At 32.7% G+C, this 23892-nt stretch carries 22 protein-coding genes; 13 read left to right on the top strand and 9 right to left on the bottom strand.

Annotated elements, in window-relative coordinates:
- The first annotated feature begins 117 nt into the window (after positions 1–117).
- The 4 genes from pfkA to AW14_RS12510 all read left to right on the top strand — a co-directional run bounded on the left by pfkA (position 118) and on the right by AW14_RS12510 (position 4295).
- The gene (gene pfkA / locus AW14_RS12525; RefSeq protein ID WP_044639126.1) at positions 118–1104 is read left to right on the top strand and encodes a 6-phosphofructokinase; all 987 of its coding nucleotides are present in this window, start codon (positions 118–120) and stop codon (positions 1102–1104) included.
- Between the two features lie 17 nt (positions 1105–1121).
- The gene (gene gap, locus AW14_RS12520) at positions 1122–2123 is read left to right on the top strand and encodes a type I glyceraldehyde-3-phosphate dehydrogenase (protein WP_044639125.1); all 1002 of its coding nucleotides are present in this window, start codon (positions 1122–1124) and stop codon (positions 2121–2123) included.
- Positions 2124–2204: 81 nt separating this feature from the next.
- Positions 2205–3065, top strand: coding sequence for a BadF/BadG/BcrA/BcrD ATPase family protein (locus AW14_RS12515; protein WP_044639124.1), 861 nt, complete (start codon positions 2205–2207; stop codon positions 3063–3065).
- A gap of 6 nt (positions 3066–3071) precedes the next feature.
- Positions 3072–4295 carry an ABC transporter ATP-binding protein gene (locus AW14_RS12510; protein WP_052647504.1) on the top strand — a complete coding sequence of 408 codons (1224 nt, stop codon included), beginning with the start codon at positions 3072–3074 and terminating at the stop codon, positions 4293–4295.
- Between the two features lie 6 nt (positions 4296–4301).
- Here AW14_RS12510 and AW14_RS12505 read toward each other — a convergent pair whose 3' ends face one another.
- The 4 genes from AW14_RS12505 to AW14_RS12490 all read right to left on the bottom strand — a co-directional run bounded on the left by AW14_RS12505 (position 4302) and on the right by AW14_RS12490 (position 12515).
- Positions 4302–5204 (bottom strand): transglutaminase family protein, encoded by a 903-nt coding sequence (locus AW14_RS12505; RefSeq protein ID WP_044639123.1) that lies wholly within the window; start codon positions 5202–5204, stop codon positions 4302–4304.
- A 2-nt stretch (positions 5205–5206) separates the two neighbouring features.
- The gene (locus tag AW14_RS12500; RefSeq protein WP_044639122.1) at positions 5207–7762 is read right to left on the bottom strand and encodes a circularly permuted type 2 ATP-grasp protein; all 2556 of its coding nucleotides are present in this window, start codon (positions 7760–7762) and stop codon (positions 5207–5209) included.
- 14 nt (positions 7763–7776) lie between these two features.
- Positions 7777–11103, bottom strand: coding sequence for a transglutaminase family protein (locus tag AW14_RS12495; RefSeq protein WP_044639121.1), 3327 nt, complete (start codon positions 11101–11103; stop codon positions 7777–7779).
- A gap of 224 nt (positions 11104–11327) precedes the next feature.
- Positions 11328–12515, bottom strand: a complete 1188-nt coding sequence (locus AW14_RS12490) for an MFS transporter (RefSeq protein ID WP_044639120.1) — start codon at positions 12513–12515, stop codon at positions 11328–11330.
- A gap of 308 nt (positions 12516–12823) precedes the next feature.
- Between AW14_RS12490 and AW14_RS12485 the strand changes: the two genes are divergently transcribed.
- Both AW14_RS12485 and ettA read left to right on the top strand, forming a co-directional pair.
- A complete protein-coding gene (locus tag AW14_RS12485; protein WP_044639119.1) occupies positions 12824–13006 on the top strand; it encodes a CAL67264 family membrane protein in 183 nt (60 codons plus the stop codon).
- A 31-nt stretch (positions 13007–13037) separates the two neighbouring features.
- Positions 13038–14729, top strand: a complete 1692-nt coding sequence (gene ettA / locus AW14_RS12480) for an energy-dependent translational throttle protein EttA (protein WP_044639118.1) — start codon at positions 13038–13040, stop codon at positions 14727–14729.
- Positions 14730–14765: 36 nt separating this feature from the next.
- Here the strand turns inward: ettA and AW14_RS14865 are convergent, their stop codons facing one another.
- Together AW14_RS14865 and AW14_RS12475 are read right to left on the bottom strand one after the other, a co-directional pair.
- Positions 14766–14927, bottom strand: coding sequence for a hypothetical protein (locus tag AW14_RS14865; protein WP_154662157.1), 162 nt, complete (start codon positions 14925–14927; stop codon positions 14766–14768).
- 47 nt (positions 14928–14974) lie between these two features.
- Positions 14975–15205: a hypothetical protein gene (locus AW14_RS12475; protein ID WP_044639117.1), complete on the bottom strand. Its 231-nt coding sequence runs from the start codon at positions 15203–15205 to the stop codon at positions 14975–14977.
- A 193-nt stretch (positions 15206–15398) separates the two neighbouring features.
- Here AW14_RS12475 and AW14_RS12470 point away from each other — a divergent pair, with 193 nt between their 5' ends.
- The 3 genes from AW14_RS12470 (at position 15399) to AW14_RS12460 (ending at position 17935) form a co-directional block, all read left to right on the top strand.
- Positions 15399–15989 carry an NUDIX domain-containing protein gene (locus tag AW14_RS12470; protein ID WP_044639116.1) on the top strand — a complete coding sequence of 197 codons (591 nt, stop codon included), beginning with the start codon at positions 15399–15401 and terminating at the stop codon, positions 15987–15989.
- 287 nt (positions 15990–16276) lie between these two features.
- Positions 16277–17161 (top strand): hypothetical protein, encoded by an 885-nt coding sequence (locus AW14_RS12465; RefSeq protein ID WP_044639115.1) that lies wholly within the window; start codon positions 16277–16279, stop codon positions 17159–17161.
- A gap of 189 nt (positions 17162–17350) precedes the next feature.
- Complete coding sequence (locus AW14_RS12460) at positions 17351–17935, top strand: Crp/Fnr family transcriptional regulator (protein ID WP_052647503.1); 585 nt, start codon at positions 17351–17353, stop codon at positions 17933–17935.
- A gap of 141 nt (positions 17936–18076) precedes the next feature.
- On the opposite strand, the gene fumC is transcribed toward AW14_RS12460, so the two are convergent.
- A complete protein-coding gene (fumC, locus tag AW14_RS12455) occupies positions 18077–19474 on the bottom strand; it encodes a class II fumarate hydratase (RefSeq protein WP_044639114.1) in 1398 nt (465 codons plus the stop codon).
- Positions 19475–19646: 172 nt separating this feature from the next.
- On the opposite strand from fumC, the gene AW14_RS12450 reads away from it, so the two are divergent.
- A complete protein-coding gene (locus AW14_RS12450; protein WP_044639113.1) occupies positions 19647–20288 on the top strand; it encodes a peroxiredoxin in 642 nt (213 codons plus the stop codon).
- A 90-nt stretch (positions 20289–20378) separates the two neighbouring features.
- Entirely contained in the window at positions 20379–20552 is a 174-nt protein-coding gene (locus tag AW14_RS14935) for a hypothetical protein (RefSeq protein ID WP_169744665.1), read from the top strand.
- A gap of 106 nt (positions 20553–20658) precedes the next feature.
- On the opposite strand, the gene AW14_RS12445 is transcribed toward AW14_RS14935, so the two are convergent.
- A complete protein-coding gene (locus AW14_RS12445) occupies positions 20659–20997 on the bottom strand; it encodes a TM2 domain-containing protein (protein WP_044639112.1) in 339 nt (112 codons plus the stop codon).
- 47 nt (positions 20998–21044) lie between these two features.
- Here AW14_RS12445 and AW14_RS12440 point away from each other — a divergent pair, with 47 nt between their 5' ends.
- Together AW14_RS12440 and aroQ are read left to right on the top strand one after the other, a co-directional pair.
- Positions 21045–21926, top strand: coding sequence for a hypothetical protein (locus tag AW14_RS12440; protein WP_044639111.1), 882 nt, complete (start codon positions 21045–21047; stop codon positions 21924–21926).
- 24 nt (positions 21927–21950) lie between these two features.
- Entirely contained in the window at positions 21951–22367 is a 417-nt protein-coding gene (gene aroQ, locus AW14_RS12435; protein ID WP_044639110.1) for a type II 3-dehydroquinate dehydratase, read from the top strand.
- Positions 22368–22461: 94 nt separating this feature from the next.
- On the opposite strand, the gene lpdA is transcribed toward aroQ, so the two are convergent.
- Entirely contained in the window at positions 22462–23838 is a 1377-nt protein-coding gene (gene lpdA / locus AW14_RS12430) for a dihydrolipoyl dehydrogenase (protein WP_044639109.1), read from the bottom strand.
- Positions 23839–23892 lie beyond the last annotated feature (54 nt).

The following is a 23892-nucleotide window of genomic DNA, read 5'->3' as shown; positions in this document are numbered from 1 at the left end:
AATATTTATATTTCAATAAACTAAAACGTTATAGTTTAATATCGGTAAGAAAATAGGATAAATGGTATAGATAAATGATTTTTCTTTAGTAATTTTACCTCTATAAATTAGAAATTTATGCCAAAAACAATAAAGAAGATTGCGGTTTTAACTTCGGGTGGAGATTCTCCAGGTATGAATGCAGCCATCCGGTCGGTAGTTAGAACCTGTGCTTACCACAATGTAGAATGCGTAGGTGTTTATCGTGGTTACGAAGGATTAATAGATGGTGAATTTGAAGTCCTTGATGCCAGAAGTGTTAAAGGAATCATTAATAAAGGAGGTACTTTTTTAAAGTCGGCGCGTTCTAAAGAATTCAGAACGGTTGAAGGTAGAAAAAAGGCTTACGAAAATATAGTTAAAGCAGAAATTGATGGCTTGGTAGTTATTGGTGGTGATGGTTCTTTTACTGGTGCCATGATATTCAATCAAGAGTTCGATTTCCCGGTTATGGGAATTCCTGGAACCATTGATAACGATATTGTAGGAACATCTCATACTTTAGGTTTTGATACAGCACTAAATACAGTGGTTGATGCCATCGATAAAATACGAGATACTGCAAGTTCTCATAACAGATTGTTTTTTGTTGAGGTTATGGGGCGAGACGTAGGTCATATTGCTTTAAACGTAGGTATAGCTGGTGGAGCCGAAGAAATATTAATTCCAGAAGAAGACTTAGGTTTAGAACGTCTTGTAGATTCTCTTAACCGTAGTAGAAAATCTGGAAAATCATCGAGCATAGTAGTCGTTGCCGAAGGTGATAAAATAGGTAAAAACATTTTTGAACTTAAAGATTACGTTGATGAAAATATGGAAGGTTACGATGTACGTGTATCAGTTTTAGGACACATGCAGCGTGGTGGTGCCCCATCGTGTTTCGACCGTGTTTTAGCTAGTAGAATGGGGGTTAAAGCAGTAGAATCTTTATTAGAAGGAAAATCAAATTACATGGTAGGTTTAATTAACAACATCATGGAATTAACCCCATTAGAAAACGCCATAAAAGGAAAAACAAAAATAAATTTAGAATTATTGCGTGTCTCAGATATTATGAGCACTTAACATTTAGAACAAAAATTATGTCAACATTAAAATTAGGAATTAACGGATTTGGTAGAATTGGTAGAATTGCTTTTAGAGTAGCAGCTAGTAGACCAGATATTGAAATAGTAGGAATCAACGATTTATTGGATGTAGAGCATTTAGCGTATTTATTAAAATACGATTCTGTTCACGGTCGTTTCAATGGAACTGTAGAAGTTAAAAACGGAAACTTAGTAGTAAACGGTAACGAAATTAGAATTACAGCAGAGCGTAACCCAGAAGATTTAAAATGGGATGCTGTTGGAGCAGAAGTTGTATTAGATTGTACTGGTATCTTCACAACTTTAGAAGGTGCTCAAAAACACATTACAGCTGGAGCTAAAAAAGTAGCTATCTCTGCGCCATCTGCAGATGCACCAATGTTTGTAATGGGAGTTAACCACACAAAAATTACAGCTAGCGATACAATCGTTTCTAATGCTTCTTGTACTACAAACTGTTTAGCGCCTTTAGCAAAAGTAATTAATGATAACTTCGGAATTGTAGAAGGATTAATGACTACTGTTCACGCTACAACTGCAACGCAATTAACTGTTGATGGTCCTTCTAGAAAAGACTGGAGAGGTGGTAGAAGTGCATTAGCTAACATTATACCTTCATCTACTGGTGCTGCAAAAGCCGTAGGTAAAGTAATTCCTGAATTAAATGGAAAATTAACAGGTATGGCATTTAGAGTTCCAACTCCAGATGTTTCTGTTGTTGATTTAACTGTAAGAATTGAAAAATCTGCATCTTGGGATGAAGTTAAAGCAGCTTTAAAGAAAGCTTCAGAAAACGAATTAAAAGGTATTTTAGGTTATACTGAAGAAGCTGTAGTTTCTCAAGATTTCGTTTCAGAATCTATGACAAGTATTTTCGATGCCGATGCAAGTATTGCATTAAACGATAATTTCCTTAAATTAGTTTCTTGGTACGATAATGAATTTGGTTATTCGACTAAATTAATTGACCTTGCACAACACATTAGTAAAATTTAATTTTATATAATTTAAGTATTAACGACTCCACAGAATTATTGTATATCACAAGAGTCTGTGGAGTTTTTATTTTAATAACTCATGATTTTAATTGTTGATAGTGGTTCTACAAAATCCGATTGGATTGCTGTAGATAATAATGGAAATAAATTATTAGAAAAAATAAGAACGAAGGGTCTTAATCCAGAAATTATTTCTGATAAGAAACTGAAGAAAATAATTAAAGAAAATGAGGATTTAAAAGCTCATAAAAACAGTGTAACTCATGTATTTTTCTATGGTGCTGGTTGTGGTACAGAAAAGCCGAAAAATTCGGTAACAGCTGTACTGGAAAGCATTTTTAAAAATGCCGAAGTTTATGTACATGAAGACACAATGGCTGCCATTTTTGCAACTATAAATTCTACTACCGAAGCTGCCGTAGTTTGTATTTTAGGTACAGGTTCTAATTGTAGTTATTACGATGGCGAAAATTTAGTACAAAGGGTTGATTCTTTAGGATATTCAATCATGGACGATGCTTCTGGTAATTATTATGGTCGTCAATTAATTAGAGATTACTATTTTAATTTGATGCCTGAAGATATTAAAATCGCTTTTGAAACCAAATATAATTTAGATGCCGATTATATTAAATACAACATCTACAAGCAGCCTAATCCTAATGCCTATCTTGCAAATTTTGCAGAATTCATGTTTTTAAACAAAGATTCAGAATATATCTTAAATGTTATTAAAGATGGTATTCGTTTGTTTACAAAAACCATGATTATGCAGTATAAAGAAGAAATAAAAACCTGTCCGGTTCACTTCGCGGGATCTATCGCATTTTTTGCTAAAGATCAAATACAAGAGGTTGCCAATGAGATGGGCTTTACTTTAGGTAACATTGAACGCAGACCTATTGAAGGCTTAGTAGCTTTTCATACAAGTAAATTATAATTTTTTTTGATTACTCATAAGGCGCTTTATATTTCTAACCTAGACAATAAGAAAGCACTTATAGACGCAATTATTAATAAAGGCTTATTTGGTGATTTATCCCATTTAAAAGGCGCGCTTTTCTCTGAAATAACAATTAATAAGTTTATAGAAGAAGAAAGAACGCATGGTATTTATCAAGTTAAAACAGATAAAATAAAGAGTTTGCAGTTCGCTTCACAGGGCGAACGCAAAAAAGCACTTTTACAATATATAATATCTAAATCGCCCGATTATATTATTGTAGATAATTTACTGGGTAGTTTAGATGTTAGTTTTCAACAAGAAATACAAAGTGTTTTTTCAAAACTAAGTCAAACAACTCTAATCATTCAAATTGAAAATAGAGTAGGAGACTTTCTTCCGTTTATTGAGCAAATCTATCAAATTAAAAATGACTCCTTAGTTTTACTTGTTAACCATACAGATAATAAATTTTCTAAGCCATTTTTAGAAAGTTTACCTTCTAGTGGTCATTTAGATTACCAGGTGTATCATCCTGTAATTAAATTTAATAACGTTTCTGTTTCATATGGTGACCGAACGATATTAAGTCGTATCAACTGGGAAATTAAACCAGGTGAATTCTGGCAATTAATAGGACCAAACGGTTCTGGTAAAAGCACCATTTTAAGTATGATTTTTGGTGATAACCCAAAGGCATTTGGCCAGAATATTACCTTATTTGGAGTAAAAAAAGGTTCTGGAGAAAGTGTTTGGGAAATAAAAAGAAAGATTGGTTATTTCTCTTCTGAAATGCTAAGAGGTTTTAAACGCCTGGACTCCATAGGTAACATGATTGTTTCTGGTTTTTTCGACACTATTGGTTTGTATAAACAACCTACCAATCAGCAAATAAAAAGTGCCCAACAATGGCTGCATGTTTTAGGGCTTTTTGAAAAACGTAAAGAAAGTTTTTTATCACTCTCTAAAGGGCATCAGAGTCTTGTTTTAATCGCCAGAGCTATGGTGAAACACCCACCATTATTAATATTAGATGAACCTACCAATGGTTTAGACGACCATGATGTTAAATTATTTTCACAGTTAATAAATAAAATTGCTAAAGAAACCAATACAACTATTTTGTATGTGTCTCATAGGCTTGAAGAAGGTTTGTTAAAACCTGATTTTATTTACAAATTAACAACGAACGAAGCGGGTTCGACAGGAAAAGTATTAGAGCATTAATTAAAATTATTCTATAACATCTACGGCAGGTCTAATATCTACTGCAACTGCCATCGTATTTTTTCCAGTGCTATAAATAACCCCTTTAAGAGGTGGCACATCGTAATAATCTCTTCCCCAGGAAACTATAATATGTTGGTTTTTTGGTACTTGATTATTTGTAGGATCAAAATCTACCCATCCAAAACCTGGGATATAAACCGAAAACCAAGCATGAGAGGCATCGGTGCCAACTAGTTTCTCTTTTCCAGGAGGAGGTAAAGTTTCAATGTATCCACTAATATAACGCGCTGGTAATCCCATAGAACGTACACAGGCAATGGCTATTTGGGCGAAATCTTGACATACTCCTTTTTTCTCTTTCATTACTTCATGAATAGGGGTTGCCACGTTGGTGAATTCTGGATCGAAATCGAAATCGGTATAAATACGTTGCATAAGCTCGTATGCGGCTTCGTAAACAGGTCGGTTTGGCTTAAACGATACTCTGGCATAGTCTTTAATATCTGAAGAAATTCTAGCTATTAAAACAGATTCTAATATATATTGTCTGGCATCAATAATGTCTTCTTCATTCTTTTTTAATGCAACTAAAGCTTCTTCTAAAGTTATATTTTTTCCTTTTTCAGAATCTTCAATTTTAGGTTGTAAATCGTAATCGCGTAATACTTTACTAATGGCGGTTACCGATAATTTTGTGTGTTGTTTTTGAATGGAAAATCGCGTAATCCAATTTCCAAAAAAATCGAGTCTTTCTGATATTTCTGTTGGATTTGGAGTGATTTCAAGTTTGTATTCAAGTAGTTTTTGACCCGGAAGTGTTTTTGGTTTTAAAGTCGTTATGTTATGACAAAAAGTAACATCATTTTCATAATTGTAACTTGTGGTATGTGAAACTTGAAATATCATAATTATGATGGAAAATTTTGATTAACCAATTGGGTTTGTTGATACGAATGATTAAAATAGGTGTTTGATACAGACAACGATGTTTCATGAAGCAAATCGCTAAGTTCAGAAAGTGCATCATCAAGTTTTTGTCTTAACGTTTTGTCTTCATTGAGTTCGGTGAGGCTTAAAATCGTTAATTCCGAAATTTTTTCGTTTGCCTTAGCGATTAATATTTGACAATCACTTATCATTTCTTTCGATTTCGAATGCGGCAATCTGTCAATATCTTTTTGGATACGTTTAAGTCGGTAATTTAAAGATTTCGGATATTCCTTATCCAGAATGCTCAGGTTAATCACATTTTCAAGACTTAAATACGATCTGTAACTATATCTGTAAATATTTAAACTTTCGTCACTGGTTAAAAGCGACTCAAGAATTTCGTATTGCAAACGTTCTTCATAATTAAAAACAAGTAACGAACGGCATTTGGCTACTTGCATCATGGCTTGTTCTGTTTGTAAACCAATAAAATAGAGCAATAAGCCTTGTTGTACCATGATGCTTTCTTCAATTAAGCCCATAAAAGCAATTAGCCTGGTAATAATGCGGTCTAAAAGTTTTGTTAGAGAACCTATCGAGTAGATATCGTCTTCAATAAACTTGGTCCAGAGTTTTTGAATACTATCAAATACACGCCACATGTCTTTAGACCATAAATTTCGTAATGAATAATACGAGTTATTAAAACTTGTTAAGGTTTGGGCAAAACCTCCCATACGATTTTGGTCTACCATTAAAGAAATAATTTCTTTTAACGGCGTTTTTAGAAGTTCTTCACTGCCTTTACCAACAAAACCTGGAAACGTAGAGGTAATGTTTGTTAAAGACTGTAAAAGGTATTTTAGACTTTCGGCTTCGGAAGTATTGCTGTTATATTGCGATTTACTAAGCGTATTTAACACCATTCTAATATATCGAGCCGTCATTAAAGCTCTTCCCAGATAGCGACCAGACCAAAATAAGTTTTCGGCAGTGTTACTAGGCAAATCATTAATATCTGAGATGGAAATACTACAAGAGTTGTCCCATGCGTAGTTTTGTATATTACTTTCTTGCTCGTCGGTTAAAACCCAAAAATCTTTACTAACGCCGCCCCTTTGGTTAGAAACAAATAAATTTTCTCGTTCTGGAGCTACTCTAACGAGTCCACCAGGCATTACTATATAACCGTCGTCTTTAGCAATAGAAAACGTACGGCACATAACTTTTCGTGGTTCTAACTTGCCATTAACAAAATCGGGTGCTGTGGAAAAGGATATTTTTTCTTGTCCTACAAATCTATATGGATTCGCTAAAATTTCATTTTTTAAATCCTCTAATTCTTTCTTATTTAAGAATTCACAGAAATAGATGCTTTCTCTGTTCGATCTGTCGATGCGCTTAACAACATAGTTTTTAAGATTATTTAAAACTAAATTTCGTTCCTTTTCTTGTCCGCACCACCAAGAAGCAATTTGGGGTAGAATTAAATCTTCTTTTAAGAAATAATTACAAATAGCATTCATAAACGGAATGAGTCCGGAATTTTCTAAAATACCACTACCAATAGGGTTTACAATGGTTACATTTTTATTTCTTACAACATCTAAAATTCCTGTAACACCTAAATATGAATCTTCCCTTAATTCTAAAGGATCCATAAAAGTATCGTCGACACGGCGTAAAATCACATCGACTTGCTTTAGTTCTTTTAACGATTTTAACCAAACTTTACCGTTTCTAACTACTAAATCGTTACCATTTACAAGTGGATATCCTAGAAATGACGACAAATAAGCGTGTTCAAAATAGGTTTCGTTAAGCGGTCCAGGAGTTAAAATAACAATATTTGGATTCGGTTTATTTTGAGGCGCCGACTCAATAAGCATTTGATTGAATTCCTGAAAAAATGAATAATGCTGCTTAACATTAATATCTTTAAACATGCTGGGTAATATTCTGTTTATAGAATATCGGTTTTCCAAAGCGTAGCCCATCCCTGAGGGTGCTTGGGTTCGATCGTTAACAACCCACATGCGTCCATCGGGTCCACGAGAAATTTCGGCCGAATGAATTAATAAATTTTTAGTTGTTGTATAGTCAATTTTATCGCATTGTCTTAAAAAACCGCGATGCGCAAATATTACTTCAGGTGGAATTATACCATTTTTAATAAGCTCTCGCTTGCCATAAATATCTTTTAAAATAAGGTTTAAAACTTCAGAACGTTGTTTTATTCCTTTTTCAATCGTATTCCACTCTTTTTTATCAATTAAAAAAGGAACAATATTTAAGTCCCAAGACCGGTGCATACCTTTTGGGTCGTTGTAAACATTATAGGTAACACCATTTTCGTCCATTAACCAATTAATCTCATTTTGCTTAGAGATTAGGGTATCGACGTCCATAGAAGTTATATTGTCTAATAACTGTTCCCAATTGGGGTTTATATCCATATTAGATTTTAATACTTCGTCGTAATTATTGCTTTTCGAAAAATAATTTTGAAATAATATGTTCGAGTCAGTGATCATTAATTACACTAAATTTATTTTTTTCGCAAATCTAACGTATTTGGGAATTCAAAATTAGTTGGAAGCACTTTATATGAGAATTTTTTTCCACTTTCTTTCTCTTCAACACTTTTTCTTGAAGAATCTGATGATTCCTGTGAAATATTTTCAATTTCACCTTGGGTATGACCAAATTCCCAGAAACGATTAATACGTCTCGATTCGGCTTCAAAACTATTAATTGGATGCGAATCGTAAGAGCGTCCTCCAGGATGTGAAACAAAATAAGTACAACCACCAATAGAGCGTCTATTCCATGTGTCTACAATATCAAAAACTAATGGTGTATCAACATCAATGGTTGGATGTAAAGCAGAATACGGATTCCAGGCTTTATAACGCACACCTGCAACAAATTGTTCTTTTACAGGCGTACTGCGCAATTCCACTTTTATGCCATTACATGTTAACACATACCTATCGTTATTGAAGTTTTTAACTTTTACCTGTAAACGTTCTACCGAAGAGTCAACATAACGGGCTGTACCGTTTCCGGTGGCTTCTTCACCTAAAACATTCCATGGTTCAATACCAGCTCTTAATTCTAAATGGATGTTGTTTATTTCGACCATACCGTGAAGTGGAAATCTAAATTCAAAGAACGGATCGAACCAATCTTCTTTAAAATCGTATCCAGCTTTATTTAATTGCCCAACAATATCTTTAATGTCTTCTCTAACAAAATGTTCGATTAAAAATTTATCGTGTAATTCTGTGCCCCAACGAACTAATTTATGTTCGTAAGGTTTTTTCCAGAACCAAGCCACTAAGGTTCTTACCAATAAATTTTGCATTAAGCTCATTTGAGGATGCGGAGGCATATCGAAAGCACGAAGCTCCAAGATACCTAAGCGACCAGACGATGAGTCTGGAGAATATAATTTATCGATACAGAATTCTGCACGATGCGTATTTCCTGTTAAATCTGTTAGTAGGTGACGAAAAAGTCTATCGGTTAACCAGAAAGGCACTTCGCCATCTTTTGGAATTTGGTCGAAAGCAATTTCTAATTCGTATAAATTTTCCATGCGAGCCTCATCAATTCTTGGCGCCTGACTGGTAGCCCCAACGAATGCTCCAGAAAACAAATAAGAAAGTCCTGGATGATGTTGCCAGAATGTTAATAAACTTCTTAATAGACTCGGTTTTCTTAACAACGGACTATCGGCAGGCGATGTACCGCCCAAGGTTACGTGGTTTCCACCACCAGTTCCGGTGTGTTTACCATCTAACATGAATTTTTCGGTGCCTAAACGTGATTTTTTAGCTTCAGAATATAATGTAGTTGTGTTATTACAAAGCTCTTCCCAGTTATTAGCTGGTTGAACATTTACTTCAATAACACCAGGATCAGGGGTTACTTTCATAGATTCTAACCTGTGATCTTTTGGAGCATCATAACCTTCTAAAACAACAGGTATCGATAATTCTTTGGCGGTAGCTTCAATAGAAGCCATTAAATCTAAAAATATCTCAATGCTATCAACAGGTGGTAAGAACAAATGTAACTTACCATCGCGTATTTCGGCACATAAAGCGGTTCTAATAAAATAATTTGTTTTGTTATGTGGTAGGCCATTATTTAAAATGTCTTCCACTCTTTTAGAAACGACGCGTTTGTAACTTGGTAAAACTTTCTTTTTAGAGAAATTATCTGGTATATAAACCGGGAATTCTTCATCGAAAGGTTTAAGTAATAGAGAATCTAGAGGTAAACGCAATCCAATAGGGGAGTTACCAGGAATTAAGAAAAGGTGTTGTCTTCTAAATTCCCAAAAACAAGTATACCAATCGCCTCTGGTATTGTTAATTGGTAATACGTATCCCGTTGGTTTTGAAGTACCATTCGCCAGAATTTCTTTTAGTTTATCTTTTACTAAAAGATTACCATTTTCTTGTGTAGGGTCGATGTCTATAGGCATTTGACCTTCTTGCCACAGAAAATAAAAAGAATCTTCGTATGTAGGTTTTATGGTAGCATCTGTTACCCCTAAATATTTGGTAAGTGTTTGTAAAAATAGTTTGTCGGCATCTGCAGGAATAACAGGATTTTCAGCAAAAAGTGAAAATAAGCTTCGGTCGTGCCAAATCTTTTTACCATCTTTTCTCCAGCAAATTTCTATTTGCCATCTTGGTAAAGGTTCTCCTGGATACCATTTTCCTTGTGCTTGATGTAAAATGGCACCTTTTCCAAAAACATCATATAATCTTGCCGATAGGTCTTTGGCAAGTTGTCTTTTATGTGGTCCATCGGCATCGGTGTTCCATTCTGGTGCTTCCATATCGTCTATGGAAACAAAGGTTGGTTCACCACCCATAGTTAGTCTTACATCGCCTTTAACTAATTGTTTTTCAACTTTACGACCTAATTTATAAATAGCGTTCCATTGTTCTTCGGTGTAAGGTTTTGTTACACGTGGCGATTCGAAAATTCGAGTTACCGAGTTTTCAAAGAAAAATTCGGTTTCACAAACATCGGTCATACCAGAAACGGGTGCGGCACTTTCAAATGAAGGTGTACAAGCCAGTGGTATATGGCCTTCGCCAGCTAATAAACCAGAGGTTGCATCAAATCCTATCCAACCAGCACCAGGAATATAAACTTCGGCCCAGGCATGTAAATCGGTAAAATCTTCTTCAGGACCTGAAGGACCGTCTAATGATTTTTCATCAGATTTTAACTGAACTAAATACCCCGAAACAAAACGGGCTCCAAAGCCTAAATGTCTTAATGTTTGTACAAATAACCAGGCGTAATCACGACAAGATCCATTTTTCTGAGATAAAGTTTCCTCACAGGTTTGAACCCCAGGATCCATACGAATATTGTAATTAAGATATTCGTATATTTTTCTATTGATATCAATTAAAAAATAGATGGTTTTTCTTGGTGAAAAATCTATTTTTTTTAAAAAGTCTTGTAAAAGCTCACCTCTGTCTGTAATTTCTAAATAAGGAAGTAACTCCTTTTTTAAGGTTTCATCGTATTCAAACGGATATTCTTCGGCATATTTTTCAACAAAGAAATCAAACGGGTTGATGGTTTTTAAATCGGCTATAATTTCAACATCGATAGACAACTCTGTTGTTTTTTCAGGAAAAACCAAACGCGCAATATAATTTCCAAAAGGATCTTGTTGCCAATTGAAAAATTGATTTTCGGGTTTAATTTTTATAGAATACGATTCGATAGGCGTTCTGCTGTGTGGTGCAGGACGTAATCTGAAAACGTGAGGTGATAATGAAACAGGTCGATCGTATTTGTATTTTGTTTTGTGTGAAATTACAACTTTTAAAGCCATGTAGATATATTTAATTACATGACAATTTAAGTGTTTTTTCTTTTGAAATAAAGTAAGAAACTATAAAAATTAAAAAGAATGATAAAAATTTAATTTTAACATTGTTTTTTAGTAGGTCCGTAATTTTGATATCTTTTTTTAATTAAAATAAGAATGGAAAAACAAACAGAAATTACTGGTAACCACCTTTATTTTTGATTAAACGTTGATTTCAACAAAAAAAATTAATTAGAATACGATAACTGGGTTTTGCTTTTTTCTTTGAATTTTGATTTTCTCAAGAGCATAATAACAAATGCAATAATGACACCTGTTGCAGCCATTGCAGCACCAACCCAGTCGGCCGAGGTATAACCGTATCCCATGGCAATTGGTATTCCTGCTAAATAGGCTCCAGAAGCATTACCTATGTTAAATGCACTTTGATTTAGCGAAGACCCCAACGTTTCAGACCCTTTAGAAGCATTTATTATAGCAAGTTGAATAGGTGTAGAAATGCAAAAACAAATAATACCTATTACGAAAGTCATTACTAAAACGAGTATTTTGCTTGAAGCTAAAAATGTATTAAGTGATAAGCAAAACACCATAAAAATAAGGATGATAATAATGGCATGTATTGGTATAAATCGTTCTGCCAATTTTGCTCCTAGAAAGTTTCCTATAACCATACCTAATCCTGCTAAAATCATGGCATACGAAACCATTTCTTTAGAATGTCCTGCTACATCTGTTATTAAGGGTGAAATGTAACTATACCAAGCAAAAAATCCACCAGTACCAATGGTTGTTAGTAAAATAATTAACCACAGTTCCAAGCGTTTAAAAATTTTGAATTCTTTAAAGAAATTAACTTCAGAAGATTGTTTTAATAATGGCATCCAGAATTTAACACTTAAAACAGCTAAAACACCCACAATACCAACCATTAAAAATGAGATACTCCAGTTAAAATGCTTCCCTAAATAAGTTCCTAAAGGAACCCCCATTAAATTGGCTATTGTTAAGCCGCTAAACATAATGGCTATTCCTTGTGCCTCTTTACCTTTTTTTGATAGTTTGCCAGCAACGACCGCGCCTATACCAAAAAATGCCCCATGGGGCAACCCGGACATAAATCTTAAAACCATGAACGAATTATAACCAGAGGCAAATGCAGAAAGGGTATTAAATACTGTAAACCAAATCATTAATCCCAATAATACCTTGTTAGCGGCCCATTTACTGCCTATGCCCGTTAATAATGGGGCGCCAACAACAACACCGAGTGCATAGGCAGAAATAAAATGACCAGCTTTTGGAATGGAAATACTAAAAGCGTTTGCAACATCTGGTAAAATTCCCATGATAACAAATTCAGTGAGTCCAATTCCAAAACCTCCAATGGCTAGAGATAATAAGGCTTTATTCATAATAAATTTAATTGGGCTTTTTTATGTAAAAATCAAGCGCAAAAATAGTTGCTTGTTCATGATTTAAACTTTTTTTAAACAATAAAAAAAAGTTAATTAAAGAGTCTTTAGAATATTCTTCTGAAAGTTGTTATTTAGAAATAATTTGCGAATAAAAATGAGTTTTTAAAAAGACCTGCCTTAAATATGTTAAAGATTCCTATTTCAAATTTTATCAATTTTAACTTTATAAGAATATATTTTTTTTAAGTTTTAAATTTAGTAGTAAAAACACGATATTTGCCTTTATTAAATTTATACAACTAACTATGGCAATGAATAAAAATACAGTATTGGCTTGGGCCACAACAATAATGATAATAGTAGGATTAAGTTTAATAGCGCTTGGCGCTTTTAGATACGATGATGTTGCAGGTTGGGGTTTTGCTGCTGTGGGTTTTGGTTTCTTTGCCATTGCCTGGGTTTTTAATGCATTAAAAGGCCGCGTTTAATTTCTTCTAACAAAAAAATAGTAGTTACAAAATGAGTGACGATAAGAAAGTTATTTTCTCAATGTCTGGTTTAACTAAGACATTTCAAGGTGCTAATACACCAGTTTTAAAAAATATTTACCTAAGTTTTTTCTACGGAGCTAAAATTGGAATTTTAGGTTTAAATGGTTCGGGTAAGTCTACTTTGCTTAAAATTATTGCAGGTGTAGATAAAAATTATCAAGGCGATGTTACCTTTTTACAAGATTATTCGGTTGGTTATTTAGAGCAAGAACCAAAATTAGACGAAACAAAAACAGTTATTGAAATTGTTAGAGAAGGTGCTGCCGAAACGGTTGCGATTCTTGAAGAATACAATAAAATAAATGATATGTTTGGTTTAGAAGAGGTTTATAGCGACCCCGATAAAATGGACAAACTCATGAACCGTCAAGCCGAACTACAGGATAAAATTGATGCTTCAAATGCTTGGGAACTGGATACAAAATTAGAAATTGCTATGGATGCGCTTCGTACACCCGATGGCGATAAAAAAATAAGTGTTTTATCTGGTGGTGAAAAACGTCGTGTTGCTTTATGCCGATTATTATTGCAAGAACCCGATGTATTACTTTTAGATGAGCCTACCAACCACTTAGATGCCGAATCGGTACATTGGTTAGAGCAGCATTTAGCACAATATAAAGGAACAGTAATTGCTGTAACGCACGATAGATACTTTTTAGATAACGTAGCTGGTTGGATTTTAGAATTAGATAGAGGAGAAGGTATTCCTTGGAAAGGAAATTACTCATCTTGGTTAGACCAGAAATCGAAACGTTTGGCACAAGAAAGTAAAACAGCATCTAAGCGCCAAAAAACATTAGAGCGTGAGTTGGAGTGGGTACGTCAAGGAGCTAAAGGACGTCAAACCAAGCAAAAAGCACGTTTAAATAATTACGACAAGTTAATGAGTCAAGACCAAAAACAACTTGATGAAAAACTTGAAATATACATTCCAAACGGTCCACGTTTAGGTACCAATGTTATTGAAGCTGTTGGAGTTAGTAAAGGATTTGATGACAAATTACTTTATGAAGATTTAAATTTTAAATTACCACAAGCCGGTATTGTAGGAGTTATTGGCCCGAATGGTGCTGGTAAAACCACTATTTTTAGAATGATTATGGGCGAACAAACTCCAGATAAGGGCGAGTTTGTTGTGGGTGAAACAGCAAAAATAGCCTACGTAGACCAAAGTCACTCTAACATCGATCCTGAAAAAACAATTTGGCAAAATTTTAGCGACGAGCAAGAGCTTATTTTAATGGGCGGCCGAGAGGTAAATTCCAGAGCGTATTTAAGTCGTTTTAATTTCTCTGGTGGCGAGCAAAATAAAAAAGTAAAATTACTATCTGGTGGTGAGCGTAACCGCTTGCATTTAGCCATGACGCTTAAAGAAGAAGGAAACGTATTGCTTTTAGATGAGCCTACAAACGACCTTGATGTAAATACCTTACGAGCATTAGAGGAAGGTTTAGAAAACTTTGCTGGTTGTGCCGTAGTTATTTCGCATGATAGATGGTTTTTAGATAGAATTTGTACTCATATTTTAGCTTTTGAAGGCGATTCTCAAGTTTATTTCTTTGAGGGAAGTTTTAGTGAATATGAAGAAAACAAAAAGAAACGTTTGGGTGGTGATTTAACTCCAAAACGTATTAAGTATAAAAAACTTGTAAGATAATATTTGAAAAGCGCTCACTGTAAAGTGGGCGTTTTTTTATTGATATAAGTGTCCCGAGCCCGTTTTAAAGTTTGAATCTATCTCAATAGATTCGATATGTTTAAAATTTTTATCGAAAGTATCTAATTCATTTTGAATCGCTAAATTATGCTCGTCAACATATAAATCACTTTTAATACAAACTGCAATTAAAGCCATTATCAAAATAAAAATTAAACAAAAAATTCCCTCTATCATAAATATATTTATTGGTACATATGCCCTTCGGTGAAGTCGGTGTATTCTTCTTCTTTTTTAGACATTTCTTCACTTAATTTTTCTAAGCGTTCGTTTTCTTTTTTTAATTTATAAGATTTTCGTAATCCCAATAACAGAAGAATACTAAAAAAGGTAAACGCAATAATTAAAATGGTTAAAATGCTCGATTGACTAATCAATGGTAATTTTAGAAAAGAATTGTAGTAATTTTGAATCATAATAAATCCTAATGATTAGTTTATGTATCAAATATAATGTATTTTATTTATTTTTCAATTTAAGAGGTAATAATTTGATTGTGTGTAATTTCTAAGTCCAAATTAAGAATATTTCGGGTTAAAAGCACTTGATTATTAGTCTTAAATACAGATTTACTATAGTAAAATCATGTTATAAAAAACAATATTTCTAATGAATACAGAACATTTAAAGAACATAAAAAACGAATTACTTTCCGATAATTATTACATTTTAAAGAAATATGTTTTTGATTATAAGATGAAATCCGGAAATTGGGTGACTCAAATGCGAGAGGTTTATAATAGAGGCGATGGTGCGGGTATATTATTATATAACAAACTAAAGAAAACCGTTATTTTAGTTAAACAATTTAGGATGCCAACATTTTTAAACGATAATAACGATGGTTTTTTGGTTGAAATTTGTGCAGGCATGTTAGATAAAGATCATCCTGAAGCTTGTATTATTCGTGAAACTGAAGAAGAAGTTGGTTATAGAATTAAAGAGGTGAAAAAAGTTTATGAAGCTTACTCATCTCCAGGAGTTATGACCGAAAAAATGCATTTTTTTATTGGTGAATATACAGATAATATGAAAGTTAGTGAGGGCGGAGGTATAGATACAGAACATGAAGATATCGAGGTTTTGGAAATTCCTTTTACTGAAGCCATTAAAATGTTAGAAAACGGCTTAATACATGATACTAGAACGATTGTTTTGCTACAATATGCTCAAATTTATAATATTTTTGATGCATCATAAATCAATAATTATAGTGAGTTAAAGGAAATATTTATAAATCTTTAAATAGAGAGGTTTTACAAAAAACACATATATTGTTAGTTTATCGAAAAAAAATAAGCTTCAAGATCCAAACTTTTAACTGTCACGTATATAAATCAAATGCACTTTTAAAATAGGATGTTGTTATCATTAAAATGAGCTATTTCTTAAATTTATTTAGAATTGTAAATTTTGAAAAACTAAAATAAAACCTCTATAAATTAAAAGGCATCTAAAAATTAATTTAAAATTTAAACAAACAAATTATGGAAAATAGTAAAAGTAGTACAGGTTTAAAAGTAGCATTAGGTATTGCATTGGTTTTGTTTTTAGGAACCGCTTTTTACACAATGAATTTATATTCTAAAAGCGCTCAAGTAGAAAAAGACTTAACAGAACAAAAACAGTTAGTTATGAATGATTTAAGTGCCATGGCCAAACAATACGATGAGGCAATTGGCGAAAATGAAATAGCTAACAAAAATTTAGTAGAAGCACGTAATCGAATTCAAGGCTTAATAGATTCATTAAAAATTTCAGAAACTAACATTAAGAGTTTATGGAAGTATAAACAAAAATATATCTCGCTTCAAAAAGAGATGGATGTTTTATTAGAGCAAAATGAAAAACTTAAAGTAGAGAATTCTTATTTAGCCAGTTCTTTAGATAGTACTCGTGTGCAGCTAGAAGAGCGCACTATGTTCACCGATTCGTTATTGCTTCAAAACAATGCCTTAGCAGATGTGGTTTCTAATGCAGCAGTTTTAACAGCTGTCGATTTAAAGGCCAGTGGTGTTATTGTTCGAACTTCAGGAAAAGTAATTCCAACAGAGCGCGCAGGAAGAAGTGATAAAATTAGAGTTTGTTTTATTGTTGCTAAAAATAAATTAGTACAAGCAGGCGATCAAGAATTATACATACAAGTTATAGATCCTAAAAACAACATCCTTGGTTTAAATGAGCAAGTACAATTTGGTGCTGTTAGTCTAAATTATAGCACAATTAGTAAATTTAATTACGAAAATGCCAATTTAAATATCTGTGAATTCGTAGAATCTAAAGGCGATAAAGAATTTCAAAAAGGACGTTATATCGTAAATGTGTTTAATGAGAAAGATTTAGTGTCGACTTCAGAATTTACCTTAAAGTAATTGTTCGTGGTAGGTTTATCTTTCAATAAATACAAATAAGCATAACCTTACAAAAAAAAATGTTTTATTTGAATAAAAAAAGTATAAAAAAGTGATTTAAATCAATTTACTTTATATATTTTTAAATTCTGAAATGGATATAATAAAAAAGATAACATTTTATGTTATCTTTTTTTATAAATTAATACAATGATAGATATTACTAAAGGTGTTGAGTTTTTAAATTCTTATACAGAGTTAACAGAAGAACATGTACAGTTGCTTTTAGAAATTTCTGAATTCAAAACTGTGAAAGCTGGTACTCAATTAATTAAAATGAATGAAGTACCAACTAAAGTATATATGATATTTTCTGGTCAAATTCGTTGTTATATGATTACAGAATCTGGAAAAGAATACAATAAAAGTTTTTACTTGCCTATTTCTGTAATAGGGCATTTAACGGCTTTGATAGATAAAAAACCTTCATCTTTTGTTTTTGAAACACTTTCAGATTGTGAAGTATTTGAAATGAATTATTGTAAGTTTATTGAAAAAAGTAAAAACGATATTGCTCTTAAAAATCTATATATTAAGGTTATAGAGAAATTTTATGGTTTTTATGAAAACAGATTGATTGAACTTATTTCGTTGAATGCAACAGATAGGTATTTGGAGTTGAGAAAACAAATACCCGAAGTTGATAAGATTATACCACAGTATCATATTGCATCCTATTTAGGGATAACTCCGGTACAATTAAGTAGAATAAGAAAAAAATTAGATTTGGTTTAACAAATGTTAACAATTTAGAGGTTGTTATTTTATATATTTGAATGATTTCCAATAAGAAATTATTCGGATTTAAAACTAACCAACCAAAAAAAAACAGGTAAATGTAAATTTACCTGTTTTTTTATTTTTTAAGATAGTAGCTTATTTTAAACTACCAACCATGTCTTCTGGTTTTACCCATTCATCATAATCTTCAGCAGTAACATACCCTAAATTAACAGCTTCTTGTTTTAAAGTAGTACCGTTTTTATGTGCAGTATTAGCAATTTCAGCAGCTTTATAATATCCTATTTTAGTATTTAAAGCAGTAACAAGCATTAAAGAATTGTTTAATAACGTTTTTATTACTTCATAATTAGGCTCTATGCCAATAGCACAATTTTCATCAAAACTCACACAAGCATCACCTATTAATTGAGCAGATTGTAAAACATTGGCTGCCATAACTGGTTTGAAAACGTTTAATTCGTAATGACCTTGAAGTCCGCCAACAGAAATAGCAACATCATTTCCTAAAACTTGAGCACAAACCATAGTTAATGCTTCACATTGAGTTGGATTAACTTTTCCTGGCATAATTGAACTTCCTGGTTCATTTGCAGGGATTATAATTTCTCCAATACCACTTCTGGGGCCAGAAGCCATCATTCTAATATCGTTAGCTATTTTATTTAAAGATACGGCTAGTTGTTTTAGTGCTCCGTGAGTTTCAACTAGGGCATCGTGAGCAGCTAAGGCTTCAAATTTGTTGGGTGCAGTAACAAAAGGTAAGCCTGTAAACTCGGCAATATATTCGGCAACGCGTTTACTATAACCTTTTGGTGTGTTTAAACCAGTTCCTACGGCTGTTCCACCTAATGCGAGTTCACTTAAATGTGGTAAGGTATTTTCTAGGGCTTTTAATCCATGATCTAATTGAGCTACATAACCCGATAATTCTTGACCTAAGGTTAAAGGAGTAGCATCCATTAAATGGGTACGACCAATTTTTACAACAGATTTAAACTCTTCAGATTTTTTCTTTAAGGTATCTCGTAATTGCTTTACTCCCGGAATGGTTACTTCAACAATTTTTTTGTAAGCTGCAATATGCATACCCGTTGGAAACGTATCGTTAGAAGATTGCGATTTATTAACATCATCATTCGGTTGAATGGCCTTTTCGCCTTCACCAATAATTTTTCCTGCTAATTGTTGTGCTCTGTTTGCAATTACTTCGTTTACATTCATGTTACTTTGTGTACCCGAACCTGTTTGCCAGATTACCAGCGGAAATTGGTCGTCGTGCTTACCTTCTAATATTTCATTACAAACAGCTGCAATTAAGTCGCGTTTCTCAATTGGTAAAACGCCTAGTTCACAATTGGTGTAAGCAGCAGCCTTTTTTAAATATGCAAAACCATAGATTATTTCTAGTGGCATAGACGCAGAAGGGCCTATTTTAAAATTATTTCTAGAGCGCTCGGTTTGAGCTCCCCAAAGTTTATTGGCAGGCACTTTAACCTCGCCCATTGTATCTTTTTCTATTCTAAAACTCATCTTAAAATGATTTAATTAACTACACAAAGTTAACTATTTTACTAGGTTAACACGCATGATATATGTTAGTTTTTATAAGTATTTTTTAACAAACTTATAACGAACTTGTTTTGTTAATTATATTAAATTGATTAATTTAGTAGGAATTAAAGTTTAAGAAAAAATAACAATTATGGCAACAATTAGATTAGGAGATACAGCTCCAAATTTTACAGCAAAATCTTCTGAAGGTGAAATTAATTTCCACGAATGGTTAGGAGATAGTTGGGGAATTTTGTTTTCTCATCCAGCAGACTATACTCCTGTATGTACTACCGAATTAGGTACTGTTGCAAAGTATAAACCAGAATTTGATAAACGCAACGTTAAGGTAGTTGCATTAAGTGTAGATGGTTTAGAATCGCACATGGGGTGGATAAAAGATATAAATGAAACTCAAAATACAACGGTTAACTTTCCAATAATTGCCGATGAAGATAGAAAGGTTTCAGAATTATACGATATGATTCATCCAAATGCTAGTGATAAATTTACTGTACGTTCTGTTTTTGTTATAGGAAACGATAAAAAAGTGAAATTAATTATTACTTATCCAGCATCAACAGGTAGAAATTTTGATGAATTACTTCGTGTGATAGATTCATTACAATTAACGGCATACCATAAACTAGCGACGCCTGCCAACTGGCAAAGTGGCGACGATTGTGTTATCTCTCCAGCGGTTAAAAATGAGGAGATACCAGCGTTGTTTCCAAAAGGGCATACAGAAATTAAACCCTATTTACGCATGACGCCTCAACCAGATTTAAGTTAATATAGCTGTTAATAAATTTTAGGTTAACTATTGTTTAACAAAATATGTTACATTATCTTTGCTTAAGATATATTAAAGACACTTACAATTATGTTCGAATTTGACCAATATTTAGGATTTCTAGCTTTTTTAACCATACTTACTATTGGATTTTGGTTAATGATATTTTTACTAACCTTTGTAATTCCTTATTGGATTGGAGGATCTTTAATTGAAAGAATAAAAGAAATAAGAGAAGAAAAAAAAGCTAAACGAAATGCTTAATTAAATAGTATCATAAAAAAAAGGAAGCATTTGCTTCCTTTTTTTGTTTGTAACATTTAAAAGACCAATCAAATATATTTGATTGGTCTTTTATTTAAATTTTTAATTAGAAATTATCGGTAAGGATGTTAATTAAATCAATAATAGCCCAGATACCTAGTCCTCCAAGAGTTACAATAAATAAAATATTATACAGTACAGGTTTTTTATAATACCATCTATGTGCTGCAAATGGCCAACCTAAAAAGAACCATAACGCCACACCAACCCATTTGTCTTTAGCTGCTACCGTAGCAATAGGAGTTAAAACATCAACAGTACTACTTGTGGTAGTAACTTCTGTGTTGTTTGTTGTAGTGTGTGATCTTTTAACCGGAAAAGATGCATAACTGGTAGAGTACATTAAGACTACCATTAAAAAGGAAAGTAATAATTTAATTTTCATAATTAATTGATTTATGTTTGTAAGTCTAATTTAGGAAAAAAAAGACTATGAATTTAAGAATATGTTTAGTTTGTTTACTTTTTTTTAGCATTATTTTAAAATCAGCGGCGCAGAATGAATTTAATTATTTTGGAGCGGTGGTTTTAAGCGATTCTTTGTCTATTACTTATAAATTAAGTTTCACCGAGAATAATGGGAAAATTAAAGGTTATTCTGTTACCGATTTAGGTGGAGACCACGAAACACAGTCTAATATATTTGGTGAATATTTAAAAGATAAAAATGAACTAAATTTTCGTGAAACAGGTATTGTTTACACAAAATCTCCTGTCTCTCAACAGGATTTTTGCTTTGTGCATGCTACTGTGAAAAATTTTAATCTAGATAAATCTAAAAATATTAAAACAAATTTTGTCGGGCTTTTTTCAGATAATACGCAATGTATAGATGGGAAAATATTTTTAAATACACAAGAGTCTGTAGAAAAACGTATTCAAAAGGTATCTAAAAAAATATCAAATTCTAAGATGGTACCAGATAGTATAAAAGCAAAAATGAGTTCTTTAAAATTAATGGATGCTGGTAAGTTAAATGTTTTACGTAAAAACGAAGTTTTAAGTGTGTTTTCTAAGGCTAATACAATTACATTAACTGTTTTTGATGGTGGCAAAGAAGATGGAGATAAAATTTCTGTTTTTGTTAATGGTGAAGTTGTGCTTAATAACTATGAAGCAAAAAACGAAAAGCGAAAAATTAAAATAGAATTAAAAGCACAGAAAACGTCGGTTAAAATCAAGGCAAATAATGAAGGGCAAATTGCTCCAAACACTGTTATTGTTCAAATTGAAGATGGCGTAAACACAATTAAGGCCACTTCTAATTTGAAGCTTAATGAAACTACTCAGATAGATTTTTTAAAAAATAAATAACATTATTTTTAATATTTTTACTTAATGAAAAAACTAATAATTATTAACGGACCCAATCTTAATTTACTAGGTAAAAGAGAACCGGCAATTTACGGAAGTTTAACTTTTACCGAGTTTTTTGATACCGTTAAAAAAAAATATGCTAACGTCGATTTAGAATATTACCAATCGAATGTTGAAGGCGAAATAATTAATAAAATGCACGAAGTTGGTTTTAGTTATGATGGTATTATAATTAACGCCGGTGCTTACACGCATACTTCTATTGCTATTGGAGATGCTATAAAAGGTATAGAAACACCTGTTGTAGAAGTACATATTTCAAATACATTTGGCAGAGAAGAATTTAGACATCAATCTTACATATCACCTAACGCTAAAGGGGTTATTCTTGGTTTTGGTATGCAAAGCTATGAGCTTGCTATTCATAGTTTTATATAGTATATGTTTAAGTTTAGCTTAAATAATTTTAAAAAAAGGTGCGATTCAAAACTTTATGAATCGCACCTTTTTTATTTATAGTATCTAAAATGTATTAGATGTGTATTACTTCATCGTAAGCAGCAGCTACAGCTTCCATAACGGCTTCACTCATAGTTGGGTGAGGGTGAATAGCTTTTAATACATCATGACCTGTTGTTTCAAGTTTTCTACCTAAAACGGCTTCTGCAATCATATCGGTAACACCAGCACCAATCATATGGCAACCTAACCATTCGCCATATTTAGCATCAAAAATAACTTTTACAAAGCCATCTTTATTTCCACCTGCACTTGCTTTACCAGATGCAGAGAACGGAAACTTACCAACTTTAATATCGATACCTTTTTCTCTAGCTTGTTTTTCGGTTAAACCAACACTTGCAATTTCAGGAGTACAATACGTACATCCAGGAATATTACCGTAATCTAATGGTTCAACATGCATATTGGCTAGTTTTTCAACACAAAGAATACCTTCGGCAGAAGCAACGTGCGCTAATGCTGGCCCAGGAGTTACATCTCCAATAGCATAATATCCTGGTATGTTTGTTTGGTAATAATCGTTTACTAAAATCTTATCTCTATCTACAACAATACCAACATCTTCTAAACCAATGTTTTCAATGTTTGTTTTAATTCCAACAGCACTTAAAATAATATCGGCTTCTAAAACTTCTTCACCTTTACTTGTTTTAACTGTGGCTTTTACACCTTCACCAGAAGTATCAACTGTAGTAACTTCGGCAGAAGTCATAATGTTAACACCACTTTTCTTGAATGAACGTTCTAGTTGTTTAGATACATCTTCGTCCTCAACAGGAACAATATTTGGTAAATATTCTACTATAGTTACTTTTGTACCCATAGAATTATAGAAATAAGCGAACTCAATACCAATAGCTCCAGAACCTACAACAATCATTTTTTTAGGTTGCTCGGTTAATGTCATTGCCTGTCTGTAACCAATTACTTTTTTACCATCTTGAGGTAAGTTTGGTAACTCGCGAGAACGCGCTCCAGTAGCAATAATAATGTTATCGGCGCTATATTCTGTACCGTCTACATCAACTTTTTTACCTGGTTTTAATTTACCATAACCTTCAATAACATCTATTTTGTTCTTTTTCATTAAGAATTGAACGCCTTTGCTCATGCCATCGGCAACGCTTCTGCTGCGTTGTACAACCGCATTAAAATCTTTATCGTATTCTTTTACAGATAAACCGTAATCACCAGCATGTTTAAGGTATTCAAATACCTGCGCCGATTTTAATAAGGCTTTCGTTGGAATACAACCCCAATTTAAACATACGCCACCAAGATTTTCTTTTTCTACAATTGCAGTTTTAAAACCTAACTGTGATGCTCTAATAGCTGTAACATAACCACCAGGACCACTTCCAAGAACAATAATATCGTATTTACTCATGATTTAATTTAATCGTTATTTCAGTCCACGAATTTACGAAACCTAATCCGAATA

The organism is Siansivirga zeaxanthinifaciens CC-SAMT-1, assembly GCF_000941055.1.
Lineage (GTDB): Bacteria > Bacteroidota > Bacteroidia > Flavobacteriales > Flavobacteriaceae > Siansivirga > Siansivirga zeaxanthinifaciens.
This window is presented reverse-complemented; position numbering and strand designations above follow the sequence as displayed.

What these genes read in the sequence shown, in the direction of transcription:
- pfkA (WP_044639126.1), top strand. Translation starts at nt 118, where the DNA reads ATGCCAAAAACAATAAAGAAGATTGCGGTTTTAACTTCGGGTGGAGAT.
- gap (WP_044639125.1), top strand. Translation starts at nt 1,122, where the DNA reads ATGTCAACATTAAAATTAGGAATTAACGGATTTGGTAGAATTGGTAGA.
- AW14_RS12515 (WP_044639124.1), top strand. Translation starts at nt 2,205, where the DNA reads ATGATTTTAATTGTTGATAGTGGTTCTACAAAATCCGATTGGATTGCT.
- AW14_RS12505 (WP_044639123.1), bottom strand. Translation starts at nt 5,204, where the DNA reads ATGATATTTCAAGTTTCACATACCACAAGTTACAATTATGAAAATGAT.
- AW14_RS12500 (WP_044639122.1), bottom strand. Translation starts at nt 7,762, where the DNA reads ATGATCACTGACTCGAACATATTATTTCAAAATTATTTTTCGAAAAGC.
- AW14_RS12495 (WP_044639121.1), bottom strand. Translation starts at nt 11,103, where the DNA reads ATGGCTTTAAAAGTTGTAATTTCACACAAAACAAAATACAAATACGAT.
- AW14_RS12490 (WP_044639120.1), bottom strand. Translation starts at nt 12,515, where the DNA reads ATGAATAAAGCCTTATTATCTCTAGCCATTGGAGGTTTTGGAATTGGA.
- AW14_RS12485 (WP_044639119.1), top strand. Translation starts at nt 12,824, where the DNA reads ATGGCAATGAATAAAAATACAGTATTGGCTTGGGCCACAACAATAATG.
- ettA (WP_044639118.1), top strand. Translation starts at nt 13,038, where the DNA reads ATGAGTGACGATAAGAAAGTTATTTTCTCAATGTCTGGTTTAACTAAG.
- AW14_RS14865 (WP_154662157.1), bottom strand. Translation starts at nt 14,927, where the DNA reads ATGGCTTTAATTGCAGTTTGTATTAAAAGTGATTTATATGTTGACGAG.
- AW14_RS12475 (WP_044639117.1), bottom strand. Translation starts at nt 15,205, where the DNA reads ATGATTCAAAATTACTACAATTCTTTTCTAAAATTACCATTGATTAGT.
- AW14_RS12470 (WP_044639116.1), top strand. Translation starts at nt 15,399, where the DNA reads ATGAATACAGAACATTTAAAGAACATAAAAAACGAATTACTTTCCGAT.
- AW14_RS12465 (WP_044639115.1), top strand. Translation starts at nt 16,277, where the DNA reads ATGGAAAATAGTAAAAGTAGTACAGGTTTAAAAGTAGCATTAGGTATT.
- AW14_RS12460 (WP_052647503.1), top strand. Translation starts at nt 17,351, where the DNA reads ATGATAGATATTACTAAAGGTGTTGAGTTTTTAAATTCTTATACAGAG.
- fumC (WP_044639114.1), bottom strand. Translation starts at nt 19,474, where the DNA reads ATGAGTTTTAGAATAGAAAAAGATACAATGGGCGAGGTTAAAGTGCCT.
- AW14_RS12450 (WP_044639113.1), top strand. Translation starts at nt 19,647, where the DNA reads ATGGCAACAATTAGATTAGGAGATACAGCTCCAAATTTTACAGCAAAA.
- AW14_RS14935 (WP_169744665.1), top strand. Translation starts at nt 20,379, where the DNA reads ATGTTCGAATTTGACCAATATTTAGGATTTCTAGCTTTTTTAACCATA.
- AW14_RS12445 (WP_044639112.1), bottom strand. Translation starts at nt 20,997, where the DNA reads ATGAAAATTAAATTATTACTTTCCTTTTTAATGGTAGTCTTAATGTAC.
- AW14_RS12440 (WP_044639111.1), top strand. Translation starts at nt 21,045, where the DNA reads ATGAATTTAAGAATATGTTTAGTTTGTTTACTTTTTTTTAGCATTATT.
- aroQ (WP_044639110.1), top strand. Translation starts at nt 21,951, where the DNA reads ATGAAAAAACTAATAATTATTAACGGACCCAATCTTAATTTACTAGGT.
- lpdA (WP_044639109.1), bottom strand. Translation starts at nt 23,838, where the DNA reads ATGAGTAAATACGATATTATTGTTCTTGGAAGTGGTCCTGGTGGTTAT.